A 15,843-nucleotide genomic window follows, 5' to 3' on the forward strand; every position below is an offset into this window, starting at 1 on the left:
GCATTTCCCTCTAAGTTGTTCTATATATCTGTTATTCGATTTAACTTGACCCAAAAGAATAATTACTTATTTAAACGTAACTCCGCTATTTTAAATAGGTTTTACCTTTATTTTTAGCTGTATTTGCAGCCCGTTTTTAAATTTATAAGTATATATTTATTTGTGGCTAAATTTTTAACTCAGTATAAAAATGGCGATCGCTGGCAAAACCTCTAACAGCCTGATTAAATACATCTCCCTGAAGAAACACTTAGGCAGAATACTTTCATCCAGTAATATGATCAACTTACGTGTATTTAATTACGTTAAAATATTGATATACTTAGATAAAACATCGTAAGCTACAGTAAATATATTGACTAATTAAGTCACAATATAAAGTATCTGCAAAAAGCTAACATAATCAATTAACTATTTTCTAGAAGCCCTGTAATGCTGTGGTAAAGTCATTGCAATTACTCAGAAACTTCTGTTTTTAGAAAAAGTTGCGTTAAAGAGATTATGAATTCCAAATGTAATCTTGTTAAACTGCTTTACAGTACTACTCAGTGTAAATAAAAATAATAACTTAACCGAGAGAAATTCATCCTGAATACAGGTAACAAATGCTGTCATAAGGGAAAGTACTAAGTATGGGGAGATACAAAGCGATGAGGCACAATTATCTGTTGGCAATGGGCTTGTTAACAGGATTGGCAATACCAGCATCGACGTTTCCACCTCTGTCAAACATATTGCCAGTAAATTCTAGTTACCTGTGGAATTCAAAACATCATTCGCTGTTAACAGTAGATCAAAAAAATCCTACCAGTATTGATACATTATTACCAGAATTTCGCTACCAAGTTTTACAAAATATAAAAAATTCGCACTCAAAACTGAGTGAAAAAACTATTCCCAGTGTTGATATTTCATCAGAAAATTCGCCGTTGATAGTTGAGGCTAACAATGTCTCCAGTCTTGATGAATCTTTACCAGCAATTAGTGAACCAGGATTTTTAGCACCGATAGAATCGCTATTTAATCGTAGCTCTCAATCACCAAATCTGCCGCTAACCTCTGGTTATCAACTGTATTATCAAAGACTAGCAGCTTTGAAAACTGGTCAAATTTATACACGTAGATATGATGATTCCCCATCTTTTGCCGAGTCGAATAAACAGCGCCAATTAACTTATGAAGATTGGAAAAGTTTATTAGCTTTAGAAGCTAAAGCTGTTACCAAGGGTCAAGGTAACAATCATCTAAGTATTATGGTTGGGGATTCTTTAAGTTTGTGGTTTCCCCCGGAAAAACTCCCAAGTGGTAAACTCTGGTTAAATCAAGGTATATCTGGCGATACATCGAGTGGAATTTTAAAAAGATTGACAGCTTTTTCAGCCACCAGACCAGAAATTATTTACATCATGGCGGGGATTAATGATTTACGCAAAGGGGTAAAAGATGAAACTATTCTGCAAAATCACCGCCAGATTATTCGCCGTTTGCGAAAGGAACACCCAAAAACGCAGATAATTGTGCAATCAATTTTGCCGACAAACTTACCAACAATTTCTAATAGCAGAATTCGTCGGCTGAATTTTCAACTTTCTCTAATTGTTAAACAAGAGGGAGCTAATTATTTAAATATTCATGATTGGTTTACGGATTTTGAAGGCAATTTACGTTTAGAGTTAACCACAGATGGGTTACATCTTTCCCAAGAGGGGTATGATGTTTGGCGCTCGGCACTAGAACAAGTCGAGTATAGGCTGACTCAGCGCGAATATGATAGGTTGCGATCGCAGTTTTAAAATGTATGGAAATTAATGATAGTGATACTATTGCCATCCGTGCTGTAATTGAAAGCCAATTAGCAGCTTTTCAAAAAGATGATGCTCAAACGGCTTTTACTTTCGCTAGTCCAGGAATTCAAGCACAATTTCCAACCCCAGAAAGCTTTATGCGGATGGTAATGCTAAATTACCCGGCGGTCTACCGTCCTCGCTCAGTTGTTTTTGAAAAAATTACTACTATTCAAGACAATATTACTCAGCCTGTGTTGTTGCTGAGTCCTCATGGTGTACCGTTGAGGGCATTATATTTTATGGAACAGCAACTTGATGATATTTGGAGAATCAACGGTTGCATTTTAGTATCGGTAGAAGCGGAAATTATTTAATGTCAGTAAACAGTAATCAGTTAAACATCAAAAGTGTTTGTAAGTTAAATCTGATTTGTAACTTTTAAATTCGGGTGTAAAACTTGATTTAACTTGCCACTGCGATAACCTTCTAAGTCGAGAGTGACGTAAATAAAGCCAAATTCTTGAAATGCAAAAACCAGAATTGGTAGATCAATTGCTAAAACAAAATCTTTGATTTTTTCTGGCGCTAATTCAATACGTGCGGTATCACCTTCAGAACGCACACGCAAATTCTCCCATCCGAGTTTTCGTAGATAAATTTCGGCTCTACCAACTCGTTGCAATTTAGCTACTGTAATTTCCTCACCGTAAGGAAAGCGGGAACTTAAGCAAGGTTGAGCAGGTTTGTCCCACCAAGGTAAACCAAGCTGTTGTGAGAGTTGGCGGACTTCTAATTTTGACACACCAATTTCTGCTAAAGGCGATCGCGCACCTCGTTCTTTGGCGGCTTGAATTCCAGGACGATAATCGTGTAAGTCATCAGCATTCACCCCATCTACTACGTAGGGATAGCCGAACTGGACAGCTAAGGGTTTGAGGGTATCGTGCAATTCACTTTTACAAAAATAGCAGCGGTTGACAGGATTTGCTGTGTAATGAGGGTTTTCCATCTCGTGTGTCTGGACAATTTGATGGGAAATCCCAATGGTAGCGGCTTGAATTTTTGCGTCTTCTAATTCTTCTGGTAACAGCGAAGGCGAAACAGCTGTTACAGCCATTGCGCGATCGCCTAAGACATCATAAGCAATCTTGGCAACCAAAGTGCTATCCACACCACCAGAATAGGCAATTAAGGCGCATTCCATTTCACCAAATAAAGCTTTGAGTTGATCTAGTTTTTCAGTTAATCTCATTTTGAATCCCTGACAAAATCTTTACATTTATCCACAAACTCCATTTTAGAGGTGTCAAGAAAATCTGTGTTTTAGCTATTCTCAGTTTCTGACTCTTGGAGTGGTAATTTAATATACTTAGCTACTAGAGCCGACAAAAGTGGTAAATCCAGAGGTTTTGAGATGTATTCATTTACTCCAGCTGCTATACAAGCTTCGCGATCTCCTTTCATCGCCATTGCAGTTTGAGCAATTACCGGAATCATTTGATATTCAGGCTGCTGTCGTAGTTGCTGCACTACCTTCAGTCCATTTTCATCTGGTAACTGAATATCAATTAAAATTAGTCCTGGTTTTTGTTGTGAAAGAATCGCCCTCATTTCTGTAGCATTTTTAATCCAAGTTACGTGATAACCCAACCTCTCCAGGAAAGTTTGCATCAACTTACCATTAGGTAGATCATCTTCCACTAACAAAATGCTGAAGTTAGAACTAGGAATGACATCCAAAGATACAGGTGTAATATCTTCTGCATCTACTTGAGCTTGCCTATTTTCCTCAACTTCTGTGACTGGTCTAACAGGAAGGATAATAGTAAAACGCGAACCACAGTTAACATCCGATTTTACTTCCACAGAACCGCCATGAATTTCTGCGAGTTTCTTAGTCACAACTAAACCCAAGCCTGTGCCTTCATCACGAGTAGTTACAGAGTTAGCAATCTGAAAATAAGGTTGAAAAAGCTGCGCTTGGTCTGTTTTGGAAATCCCAATCCCTGTATCCCAAACTGTGAAACTGACAAATTCACCTTGAGGTACAACTTGTAAACCCACTTCACCATTACAAGTAAACTTAACGGCATTGAATAGCAAATTTAATAGCATTTGCTTGAGCCGTAAGGGGTCAGCAATTAAAGTTTTAACTGTAGAGTCTAGTTCTAATTGCAGTTTTAGACCTTTGTTAGCAGCTTTTTCTTTGACTAATGCTAAAACATTACGACATACTTCTGGTACATTTATTTCTTCTTGTTGTACTTCTAACTGATTGGCTTCAATTTTGGAGAGGTCTAAAATGTCATTAATCAGTGCTAACAAGTGTTTGCCACTAGACTGAATGATATTTAAATATTCTTGATGGCGTTCTCTGGTTGGTTCGTAACCTTGAGCTAACAGTAAATGGGTAAAGCCGATGATAGAACTTAGCGGTGTGCGAATTTCGTGGCTGGTATTAGCCAGAAATTGATTTTTGAGTTGATTGGTTTTTTCTAATTCTTGATTAGAACTCCCAATATTTTGAGAGAGTTGCTGCCAAGATTGTATTTGTTTAAGTTGTGTCAGAGCATCAGCACACTGTTGGGCGACTCTGGTGAATAATTGTGATTTAAGTTGTACTTGTGATGTTGTTAGCAGTTCACGTTGTGCTTTAGCAATAATTAACCAGCCCATAATGTCAGAATCAATGTTTAAAGGCCAAGCACTAGGCGGTTGCTGATTGGCTAAATGCTGCAAATCTTCAATTTCAATTATCTGCGCCAATTTCAACCGTAGTTTTTTGCCTTTTTGAGGCATGACTTCTATGACTGGAGATGGAGAAGAAGAAACATAACAAACTTGAGCAAATTTTGTTTGTGGTTGAGGTAGAGCGATCGCTACTCTACTATTGTTCAAAGCAATATCGAGTTCATCGACCACTGTTTGAAAAATCTCTGCTTCTATAGCTTCTGCCTGTATAGTATACGCAGAAGCAGAAAGTATGTAATCATTTAGGCGACTTTGCAACTTGTTCAAGCTGCTCTCTAACCATAACTCCGCACGGAGTTGTTGAATTGTTGCCAACAGTGTTGGCGTTGTATCTACCTGTGAGTTTTGTTCTGGTAAGCTTGAATACTGCTGCATGGTCAACTAGACCGCTGAACAAGTTTAGCCTGGCGCAAAATTGCGAACAAGATTCTATGTATATTAGCTCACAAATCTTTATTGTTCACAAACTATAACTTTTACTGTTTATGGTAGCAGACGTAACAATATTTTTGAATAAATCACCCAAGTCAAATTGATTTAGAGGAACTTATTTCGTTAAAAATCATGGATATACAAGTTATACAACTGATTGTCAATGGTATTGCTTTGGGGAGCATTATTGCTCTAGCTGCTGTTGGTCTAACTCTCACCTACGGGATTTTACGGTTATCTAATTTCGCTCATGGTGATTTTCTGACTTTAGGAGCTTATTTGACTTTGTTGGTAAATGCCGCTGGGGTAAATATCTGGCTATCAATGATTTTGGCAGTAGTAGGAACAGTAGCGGCAATGCTGTTATCAGAGAAGTTGCTGTGGTCAAAGATGCGCTTGATTCGTGCTACTTCCACAACGCTGATAATTATTTCGATTGGTTTAGCCTTATTCCTCCGCAATGGCATTATTTTGCTTTGGGGAGGCAAAAACCAAAATTACAATGTTCCTGTAACCTCTGCTTGGGATTTTTTTGGTGTCAAAATTCCCCAAAATCAATTGTTAGTGTTAGGTCTAGCCGTTTTAGCAATTGTAGGGCTACATTACCTCCTACAAAACACGAAGATTGGTAAAGCAATGCGAGCCGTGGCAGATGATTTAGATTTAGCCAGAGTTTCGGGCATCAATGTTGAGCAAGTTATCCTTTGGACTTGGCTGATTGCTGGGACGCTCACATCTTTGGGAGGCAGTATGTACGGTTTAATCACAGCTGTGCGCCCAAATATGGGATGGTTTTTAATTTTGCCTTTGTTTGCTTCAGTAATTTTAGGTGGAATTGGGAATCCCTATGGAGCGATCGCCGCAGCTTTTATTATTGGTATTGCTCAGGAAGTTAGCACTATTTGGCTGGGTTCTCAATACAAACAAGGTATTGCCTTGCTGATGATGATTTTGGTGCTGCTCATCCGTCCTAAAGGTTTATTTAAAGGCACGATTTGAGCAGCACCAGCCCACTTCTAATTATTCAATGATGTGGAAATAGTACGCTGCTACCAACAAGTTAAGAGCTAAAAGCAGCAATGCCCAACCTGTACGAAATGGGTAGGGGGGTTTTGCTCCACTGTCGGCAACGGGGGAATTTTTGCTTTGAATAGCCATAAAGGGTTCTCCTAAATGTCATGACTTTTTCAGAAATACCAAATAGCTGCACCAATTAGCCACATTCGTTAAAAATATTTGTCTAGCGAGGGAAAAGTGCTGAGTGCTGTAAAGCCCTACGGGCATAGCTGCGCTTAGAGCGGTAGCGGGGCGTTCAGCCCGTGCTGAGTTAAGATTCACACTTCATACTTGTATTTTCTCCTGCATGGTAGGAACTGCGAACCAGCGGCCCGGAACGGACATGGCTGAATCCCATTTTCCATGCTAGGCTGCCCAGATGCTCAAATTCCTCTGGAGTCCAGTATTTTTGTACTGGCAGATGATCTAAGGAAGGACGCATATACTGACCAATAGTTAAGCGATCGCATCCGATACTTCTTAAATCTGCCATTGTTTCGAGAACTTCTTCTATTGTCTCTCCATGTCCCAGCATTAAACCAGATTTCGTGGGAATAGTCGGGTCAATTTCTTTAACTATAGCCAAGACTCGCAGCGAGCGATCGTATTTTGCCCCCCGACGCACTGGGCCTGTTAACCTTTGTACTGTCTCAATATTGTGATTAAAACAAGTGGGTTTAGCTGCGACAATTATGGTAATTCGTTGACTTTGTAATACCTCTGTTGCACCTGCGCCACCCCAAAAATCAGGTGTTAATACTTCAATCTGGGTTTCTGGGTTTAACTGCCTGATAGTTGCCATTGTTTTGACAAAGTGTCCAGCGCCTTGGTCTGGCAAGTCATCTCGTGCCACAGAAGTCAGAACTACATAACGTAATCCTAAAAGTTGTACTGCCTCTGCTACCTTTTGTGGTTCTTCTGAGTCAAGAGTCATTGGTGCATGACCTTTATCAACTTGACAAAAAGCACAAGCACGAGTGCAGATTGACCCCATTAGTAAGAAAGTCGCCGTTTTTTGGGCATAGCACTCTCCTCGATTAGGGCAACGTCCTTCTTCACAGATGGTATGGATTTGGCGCTGCTTAATAATGCGTTGAACGGTGGAAATTTCGCTGGCTTTGCCAATAGGGCGACGTAACCAGCTAGGCATGGCTATAATTTCTGACTTAAATTGGCCTGGTTGTAACGAAGTCATAAATTCTAGGTAAATTCAAAAATAAGGTGACGTAGGTTTTTCTACGTTCAGGCTGGTTTTTCCGGGTTTTATTCACCGATAATCTCACATCTCTGAATTTTTCGTCTCACTGCTTCAGTTCTATACATAAACCAAATTTCAAAGTTTAAATATCACCATGACGTAAACTACTTCAACTAAGGGAGGAAGTTTTATAAAACACTGCTAACAAAGCTATTTATACCGAAATATACTATCCCCCAATCCATAAAAAATTTAGATATAGTGGGATGACTCTCAAGGTCAAGCGGCATAGCCGTGATTAAACTTAAAGTTTCTGTTAGAGAAATCAGTCGTGGCCAGTAACAAAATTTTAGTGATCGATGACACTACCGTTGTCAGGGTAAAAGTACGAGAAATGTTACCTCCAGGTAACTTTGAGGTATTGGAAGCTAAAGATGGGGTGGAAGGACTCAATTTTATTCGTCAAGAAAAACTCAGCTTGATCATGTTAGATTTCCTCCTACCAAAAATGAGTGGTTGGGAAGTTTTTCAACAAATTCAAGCCCATCCTGATTTAAGAAAGATTCCCTTAGTGATCATGTCTGGTCGTAAGGAAGAAGTTACCGAAAAAATCCCGGAACCATTTGAATACTTTGATTTTCTGGGGAAACCATTTGATAAAAAGCAATTGATTGATGCAATTAAATCAGCTATGGCTAAGGCCAAGCTACCGCGTCAAGAACCAGCTTTAGTGGGAGCCGTTGCCGCTAAAAATGGTGTTAATACAAGTGTAGCTAGTACAAGTGCGATCGCTGATCATGACACAATAGCTACAGTTAATGTTAACAACTCTCCTTTACCGACCACATCTAATGTTGGAACAGCTTCCTTAGCAGAAATTCAAGCTCTGAATGAGAAAATCGTTCAAATGCAAGCTGAAATAGATGGCTTGAAAAAGCAGTTAACTCAGGTAGTGACCTTTATTAAACAGAAAATTAAGTAAAATTCAGTTTGAATTTTATCTCTGTTACATTTAATAGTTCGTTCTCAAAATTCTCATTCAATTTGTGTTAAAACAGCAGTCTTTTCTAGTTATAAACTGGAATAAGCACTAGCAACGCGTAAATTTCTTGAAAGTAATAACATTACTAGTAGCGAATGCTTGAGATTCTTAATTTAGTAGGGGTATTGTGGTGCAATATCTCTACTAAATTATATTTTTGAAGATAAAAATTTATTTATTGTTGGTTTCATTTTAACTATATTTCTTTTTAAAATATCTGAAAAATTTAAAATTGCTGGAGTATTAATTATTATGTATTGACTGCATTGAGTATTATTAATACACATTTTCTGGTTTTTATTAATAGTTTATATATTTGTTACACAGTACATATTTTTTATAATTGAGTTAAAGAACAATTTTGCTTTCCCTATGATATTAATAATTGATTTATGGGAATACTGAAATAATAGTAATTAGACTTAGGCACAAGCTGAGATGTTAACAGTATCAGACACGATATATCCTATAGTTGGCTATCAAATTACTGATCAAATATACTCTGGTAGCAAAACCCTAGTTTATCGTGGTGTTAGAGAACAAGACCAAAAAGCTGTTATTCTCAAACTGATGCGGAATGAATATCCGACTTTTACAGAAATTGCTCAATTTCGTAATCAATACACTATTACCCAAAATCTAGAAATTCCTGGAATAGTCAAACCCTATAGCCTCGAAAACTACCGCAACGGCTATGTTTTGATCATGGAAGATTTTGGTGGTATATCTCTCAAAGAATGGCTTTCAGAAAAATATGCAATTGGTGAAGTTTTTATTTCATTAAGCGAATTTTTTAATATTGCTATTGAAGTAACAAAAACTTTAGAACTACTCCATCGCCATCGCATTATTCATAAAGATATTAAACCTGCTAATATTTTGATTCACCCAATAACTGGAGAAATCAAACTAATTGATTTTAGTATCTCTACACTTTTACCAAAAGAAATTCAATCACTTACTAATCCTAATATTTTAGAAGGTACTTTAGCTTATATTTCTCCCGAACAAACGGGACGGATGAATCGAGGTATTGACTACCGTAGTGATTTTTATTGTTTGGGGATAACTTTTTTTGAACTCCTGACTGGAAATTTACCATTCATCAGTTCTGAACCGATGGAGCTAGTTTATTTTCATATTGCTAAAGAGCCACCAAAAGCAAATACTTTTAATACCAATATTCCATCAATTCTCTCTGAAATTATTAGCAAATTAATCGCTAAAAACGCTGAAGATCGCTATCAGAGCGCTCATGGACTCAAACATGATTTAGAAACATGTCAAAATCAATGGCAAGAAACAAGAAATATTTTACCTTTTAAACTAGCACTAAAGGATATATCTAGTCAATTTATTATTCCAGAAAAGCTGTATGGACGACAACATGAAATCGAAACTTTACTGAACACTTTTGAGCATGTAGCCAAGAATCAAACAGCAATAATTTTAGTCACAGGTTCGTCTGGCATTGGTAAAACTGCGGTAATTAATGAAATCCATAAACCGATTGTTCGGCAACGTAGTTATTTTATTAAAGGTAAATTTGATCAATTTCAACGTGATATACCATTATCAGCTTTAATCCAAGCATTAAGAAATTTAATTGGGCAATTATTGACAGAAAATGATGCCCATATTCAAGGGTGGAAAGATAAAATTTTGTCAGTACTAGGAACACAAATTCAGATAATAATTGATGTGATTCCTGAATTAGAAAGAATTATTGGTAAACAGCCACAAATTGTAGAGCTACATGGCAGTGCAGCCCAAAATCGTTTCAACTTATTATTTCAAAAATTCATCAAAATTTTCACGACAAGAGAGCATCCTCTAGTCATATTTCTAGATGATTTACAATGGGCAGATAATGCTTCTTTAAAATTTATTCAATTATTAATGAGTGCCAATAACTCTTCAGATATTTTTAGTGAAACACATGATATAGAAGAAACACAAGGTAATATATTACTAATTGGTGCATATAGAGATAATGAAGTTTCTAATATACATCCTTTAGTTTTGGCATTAAATGAAATTAAGGAATCAGGAACTACGCTTAATCAGATTCAACTTTTACCGTTAAATCAATCTAGTTTAAACTATTTGATTGCTGATACGCTTCGTTGTTCTGAAGTTTTATCTATACCTTTAACACAAATGGTGTTTGCTAAAACTCAAGGAAACCCATTTTTTGCCACGCAGTTTCTTAAAGGATTATATGATGATGGACTGATAAGTTTAAATTTTGAACTTGGATATTGGCAATATGATCTAGTAAAAATTAAAAACATAACATTTACAGATGATGTTGTAGAGTTTATGGCAATTCAAATAGAGAAATTACCACAAAACACTCAGAATATTCTACAGCTTGCCGCCTGTATTGGTAATGAATTTGATTTAAAAACTCTCGCAATTGTCTTTGAGAAATCTGTTATGGATACTGCATCAGATTTATGGCCATCACTAATCGATGGCCTAATAATACCTCAAAATGATGGATATATTTTTTTATCAAATGATGATTATTCTAAATTAGATCAAATTAATAATCTTACTATAAATAAACAAACAATTAATGATTACCAACTTCCTAAATATAAATTTGTTCATGACCGTGTACAACAAGCAGCTTACTCTTTAATTGCCAAGGAAAAAAAGCAATTAACTCATCTAAAAATTGGATTGCTTCTATTAAACAACATCCCGATAGAAGAAAGGGAAGAAAAGATTTTTGAACTAGTAAATCAATTTAATATAGCAGTAGAGTTTATTACCAATCAGACTCAGCGTGATGAACTAGCCATAATGAATCTTACTGCTGGACGTAAAGCTTTAGCTTCAACAGCTTACTCAGCAGCATTTAAATATTTACATACAGGAATTAAACTGCTGATAGAAAATAGTTGGGCTAATCAATATGAATTGACCTTAGCTCTATGGGAAACAGCAGCAGAAGCAGCATATTTAAATGGTGATTTTGAACAAACAGAGAAACTTATTCAAATAGTTTTATCAAATGCTAAAACCATACTGGATAAAGTAAAAGTAATTGACATTACTATTCAGGCATACGGAGCGCAAAACAAGGCATGGGAAGCTGTCAAAGCTGGACTAGATTTTCTAAAGTTATATGGAGTTGAATTTCCAGAATACCCTAGCCCATCAGATATTGAACAAGCAATCAATGAAACAGCTACATATTTTATTAATAGAAATATTGACAGTTTAATAGATCTGCCAAATATGGAGGATGCAGAAGCACTGTCAATAATGCGTATTTTATCTAGTATTATTGCTTTAGCCTACACTGTAATTCCTGAACTTTTTCCCTTGATGGTTCTGAAGCAGATAAATTTATCTATTGAATATGGTAACTCCTATTTTTCTACCTATGCGTATGTTTGTTACGGACTCATACTATGTGGCGTAATAGAAGATATTGAATCTGGCTATAAATTTGGGAAATTAGCTACAAACTTATTATCTAAATTAAATAACAAAGAAATAAGAGCTAAAGTTATTCAGACATTTTATGCCCATGTCAGACACTGGCAAGATCCTGTTCGTGAATCTTTAAATCCTCTTTTAGAAGCTTACTCCGCCGGTTTAGAAGTAGGAGATTTAGAATTTGCGGCATATTCTTTAAAGGCATCTTGCTATATTTCCTACTTTAGTGGGAAAACACTAACTTCTCTAGAAAAGGAAATCGCAAACTACAGTTATGCCTCCAAGCAAATCAAACAAGATAGGGTATTTTACTGGATTGAGATTTATCGACAGACTATTTTAAATTTAAAAGATAATGTTCAAAATCCTTGCTGTTTAATTGGTGAGGCTTACAATGAAGAAAAATTTATTTCTCTTCATGTACAGGCTAATGATATAAATGCTCTTTTCTATTTCTATTTATGTAAGCTGCAATTATGTTATTTACTAGGAGAATATTCTCAAGCAATTGATCATGCTGTAAATGCAGAACGGTATTTAAGTGGGGGAATAGGCCAATTTGCATTGCCTCAATGTTTCTTTTATGATTCTCTGGCTTGGTTGGCTATATATCATGATGTAGAGCTATCTAAACAAACCCAAATATTGACTAAGGTTTTAGCTAGTCAAGAAAAAATGCGGAAATGGTCGCTCAATGCTCCAACAAATTATTTAAATAAATTTTATTTAGTAGAAGCTGAGAGATGTCGAGTTTTAAACCAGTATCTTGAAGCAATAGATTTCTATGATCTCGCTATTTCCATATCTAAAGAGAATGAATTTATCCATGAAGAAGCTTTAGCTAATGAATTGGCTGCTAATTTTTATTTGGTTTGGGGTAAAGAAAAAATTGCTAAACCTTACTTGATGGATGCTTATTATGCTTATGTGCGCTGGGGAGCATTAACAAAAGCACAAGAGTTACAGAAACGCCATCCTTATTTACTTGCTGCAATTATTCAAGAAGAAAAACTCAGCCAAAATCGCCATCAATATAGCGAAGCAGAGTTGTATACCTCTCTAACCTACAATATACAAACTTCTTTTAGCAGTAATGAAACTGTTGTTAGCTCTAACACTAGTATTTCAGATATGCTAGATTTGGCATCTGTCATTAAGGCTTCACAAGCGCTATCAGGAGAAATTAATCTTAAAAATCTGTTGTCAACTCTGATGACAGTTGTAATGGAGAATGTAGGTGCTTCTAAATGTGTTTTAGTTTTGAATGAAGCTGATAATTCAAGCTTTAATGTTAGTGCTATCAGTTCTCTTGCCAATTTAGAATTTGTTCATACAGAATTTCCTTCAATTTATTTGGAATTTTGCAATGATGTTCCTATTTCTGTAATCAACTATGTTAAACGTAGTCGAGAAATATTAGTAATTGATGATGCTATAAATCAAGCATTTTTAGCAACAGACTCATATATTCTCCGTGAACAACCTAAGAGTCTGTTGTGTATTCCTATGATTAATCAAAATCAATTGCTTGGGATACTTTATTTAGAAAATAATTTGGCTACAGGTGCATTTACAAATAATCGCTTAGAAGTCCTAAAACTTTTAACTAGTCAAGCTACCATTTCTCTTGAAAATGCTATTTTATATGATAATTTAAATAAAACTAAACAGCAATTAGAAGAATATAACCATAATTTAGAGGAGAAAGTTACAGAAAGAACGAATGAACTCAAAGATAAAAATCATAGCTTGCAACAAGCATTACAAGAGCTACAAAGAACTCAAGCACAATTAATTCAAAGTGAAAAAATGTCGTCTTTAGGTCAAATGGTAGCAGGTATTGCCCATGAAATTAATAACCCCATTAATTTCATTCATGGCAATATTATTCATACCAGCGACTATGTTAGTGATTTACTTGAATTAGTAGATTTATATCAACAAGAATATCCTCATCCAACACCAATTGTTACTGAAAAAGCTGAGGAAATAGATTTTAATTTTTTGGTAGAGGATTTACCAAAAACTATCGATTCCATGAAAATAGGAAGTTCACGCATTCGTGATATTATTTTAGGCTTGCGTAATTTTTCTCGATTAGATGAGTCGGATATGAAACCTGTTGATATTCATGAAGGTATCGATAATACTTTGATGATTTTGCAAAATCAATTAAAAGAAAAAAGTAATTTATCCGCAATAGAATTAATTAAAGACTATGCAAATTTACCACAAGTAAATTGTTATGCGGGTCAACTTAATCAAGTATTTATGAATATTCTGAGTAATGCGATCGATGCTTTAAGAGGTAGTTTTGCAAATCATCAAACTAAGCAAAATCATGATTGTCCTCAAATTAGAATTTGTACAGAATTAACAGAATCTCAGACTATTAGAATTAAAATTGCTGATAATGGAAACGGTATACCAGAAGGTATTCGTCACAAAATATTTGACCCATTTTTTACCACTAAAGCTGTAGGAAGCGGTACTGGTTTAGGTTTATCCATTAGCTATCAGATTGTAGTCGACAAACATCAGGGGAATTTATTTTTTAATTCAAAATTAAACCAATGTACCGAGTTTGTGATTGAGATACCAATGCGATAAATGGTAAATTAAGTATGTCCTAATTAAGATTGCTAATGACTAGCGATCGCCCTGCTATTTTCTCATTTTTTGCTGGTGCAGGTTTTCTAGATTCAAAATGTTTTTGATTGGCAAAAACAAATTATTTATTCTCAAGCAAAAGTTTTTGCTAATTATTGGACGCGATCGCAATCGTTTCAAGAAAATTCTATATTACTTTGTCCTGATAACATTCTGCAAGAATTAACTATTGAATTCTGGTTTAGAAAAAATAATATTCTGCATCATCCTAACGCTGAACATTATTTTCAGCCAAGAGCAGTTATGAGTAAATTTACAACTGTGAATGAAGGAGATAATTCTAAAAAATCTTTCAAACGTCTGCATAGATGGCGTTATTCCCCTATGGCTTGCTATGGTAATAATGAAGTATATTTACATCCTTATAAAGCAAGAAGAATATCTGTAGTAGAATCTTTAGCCATACAATCTTTACCAGAAAACTTTGTACTTCCTGAGCAGATGTCTCTGACTAATATGTTTAAATCAATTGGTAATGGTTTACCGTACTTGGTATCTAAAGCATTAGCTAAAACCATTCTGGATTTTTGCGGAATTAACCCAGAAAAAACTGTTGATTTACCTCAATAGCAAACTGCCTAAAGGTTAATGAATTAGTTCAAATAATTAAATAAACTTGAAATCACTTTACTTATTGAGCCAAGGTAATTAGCCTAGTTTGGGGATCAATTCTTAGTTAATATGGTTTAATATATAGTAAATGTCTTAATTTTTTATAAAGCTTAATAATCATTCATAGGCAAAAGCTCAATGGCAGCAGACTATCCAGATATTGATATTGCGCCATTTATCGATCACGCCCTGTTAACGCCAACGGCTACTCCAGAGCAGGTTGAGCAATGGTGTGAACAAGCATATAGATTTAACTTTGCGGCGGTTTGCATTTACCCCATCTACGTTAAGCAAGCAGCAGAACTTCTCAAAGGGAAAACGCCAAAAGTTTGTACAGTGATTGGCTTTCCTCATGGGGCAACAACTTCAGCCGTTAAGCTGTATGAAGCTCAAGAAGCTGTGGAAAATGGAGCGACTGAGTTAGATGTCGTGCTTAATTTAGGTTGGTTGAAGGTGGGAAAAACAGAAGAAGTTCATCGAGAAATTGCCGAGATTTGTGAAGAAACTGGGCAAATAGTCAAGGTGATTTTGGAAACCAGCCTGCTGACAGATGCCGAAAAAAGAGTAGCGGCAGAAATATGTATGGATGCAGGTGCAGCATTCCTCAAAACAAGTACAGGTTGGAATGGTAGTGCCACAGTGGCAGATGTGGGTTTTTTGAAAGAATTAGTCCGAGAAAGAATAGGAATTAAAGCTTCTGGGGGTATTCGGACTCACGAGCAAGCCATAGACTTAATTGTAGGAGGTGCTACAAGATTGGGGACATCTCGTGGTATCGATTTGCTTCGCCAGCGAGATAATCTGAAGAAAGGGGAATAGTCATTTATTTTTTGTCATTTATG

At 35.9% G+C, this 15,843-nt stretch carries 10 protein-coding genes and 1 pseudogene; 7 read left to right on the forward strand and 4 right to left on the reverse strand.

Annotation, left to right across the window (positions count from 1 at the left end; translation table 11 throughout):
• Positions 1 to 650: 650 nt before the first annotated feature.
• Both NOS7107_RS12720 and NOS7107_RS12725 read left to right on the forward strand, forming a co-directional pair.
• A complete protein-coding gene (locus NOS7107_RS12720) occupies positions 651 to 1,793 on the forward strand; it encodes an SGNH/GDSL hydrolase family protein (RefSeq protein ID WP_015113381.1) in 1,143 nt (380 codons plus the stop codon).
• Positions 1,794 to 1,798: 5 nt separating this feature from the next.
• Positions 1,799 to 2,161, forward strand: coding sequence for a DUF4864 domain-containing protein (locus NOS7107_RS12725; RefSeq protein WP_015113382.1), 363 nt, complete (start codon positions 1,799 to 1,801; stop codon positions 2,159 to 2,161).
• Positions 2,162 to 2,205: 44 nt separating this feature from the next.
• Here NOS7107_RS12725 and larE read toward each other — a convergent pair whose 3' ends face one another.
• Positions 2,206 to 3,039 (reverse strand): ATP-dependent sacrificial sulfur transferase LarE, encoded by an 834-nt coding sequence (gene larE, locus NOS7107_RS12730; protein ID WP_015113383.1) that lies wholly within the window; start codon positions 3,037 to 3,039, stop codon positions 2,206 to 2,208.
• A gap of 71 nt (positions 3,040 to 3,110) precedes the next feature.
• Positions 3,111 to 4,913, reverse strand: coding sequence for a hybrid histidine kinase/response regulator HrmK (gene hrmK / locus NOS7107_RS12735; RefSeq protein WP_015113384.1), 1,803 nt, complete (start codon positions 4,911 to 4,913; stop codon positions 3,111 to 3,113).
• Positions 4,914 to 5,102: 189 nt separating this feature from the next.
• Here hrmK and NOS7107_RS12740 point away from each other — a divergent pair, with 189 nt between their 5' ends.
• Positions 5,103 to 5,969, forward strand: coding sequence for a branched-chain amino acid ABC transporter permease (locus NOS7107_RS12740; RefSeq protein ID WP_015113385.1), 867 nt, complete (start codon positions 5,103 to 5,105; stop codon positions 5,967 to 5,969).
• A 21-nt stretch (positions 5,970 to 5,990) separates the two neighbouring features.
• On the opposite strand, the gene psaX is transcribed toward NOS7107_RS12740, so the two are convergent.
• Together psaX and lipA are read right to left on the reverse strand one after the other, a co-directional pair.
• Complete coding sequence (gene psaX / locus NOS7107_RS12745; protein WP_015113386.1) at positions 5,991 to 6,128, reverse strand: photosystem I protein PsaX; 138 nt, start codon at positions 6,126 to 6,128, stop codon at positions 5,991 to 5,993.
• Positions 6,129 to 6,297: 169 nt separating this feature from the next.
• Complete coding sequence (lipA, locus tag NOS7107_RS12750) at positions 6,298 to 7,221, reverse strand: lipoyl synthase (protein WP_015113387.1); 924 nt, start codon at positions 7,219 to 7,221, stop codon at positions 6,298 to 6,300.
• 334 nt (positions 7,222 to 7,555) lie between these two features.
• Between lipA and NOS7107_RS12755 the strand changes: the two genes are divergently transcribed.
• The 4 genes and pseudogenes from NOS7107_RS12755 to deoC all read left to right on the forward strand — a co-directional run bounded on the left by NOS7107_RS12755 (position 7,556) and on the right by deoC (position 15,820).
• Positions 7,556 to 8,206, forward strand: a complete 651-nt coding sequence (locus NOS7107_RS12755) for a response regulator (protein ID WP_015113388.1) — start codon at positions 7,556 to 7,558, stop codon at positions 8,204 to 8,206.
• A 498-nt stretch (positions 8,207 to 8,704) separates the two neighbouring features.
• On the forward strand, positions 8,705 to 14,329 hold the full coding sequence (locus NOS7107_RS12760; RefSeq protein ID WP_015113389.1) for an AAA family ATPase: 5,625 nt from the start codon (positions 8,705 to 8,707) through the stop codon (positions 14,327 to 14,329).
• 102 nt (positions 14,330 to 14,431) lie between these two features.
• A pseudogene (locus NOS7107_RS12765) lies at positions 14,432 to 14,959 on the forward strand (DNA cytosine methyltransferase); the annotation flags it as partial.
• 180 nt (positions 14,960 to 15,139) lie between these two features.
• On the forward strand, positions 15,140 to 15,820 hold the full coding sequence (gene deoC / locus NOS7107_RS12770; RefSeq protein WP_015113390.1) for a deoxyribose-phosphate aldolase: 681 nt from the start codon (positions 15,140 to 15,142) through the stop codon (positions 15,818 to 15,820).
• The last annotated feature ends 23 nt before the right edge of the window (positions 15,821 to 15,843 follow it).

Source organism: Nostoc sp. PCC 7107 (genome assembly GCF_000316625.1).
Lineage (GTDB): Bacteria > Cyanobacteriota > Cyanobacteriia > Cyanobacteriales > Nostocaceae > Nostoc_B.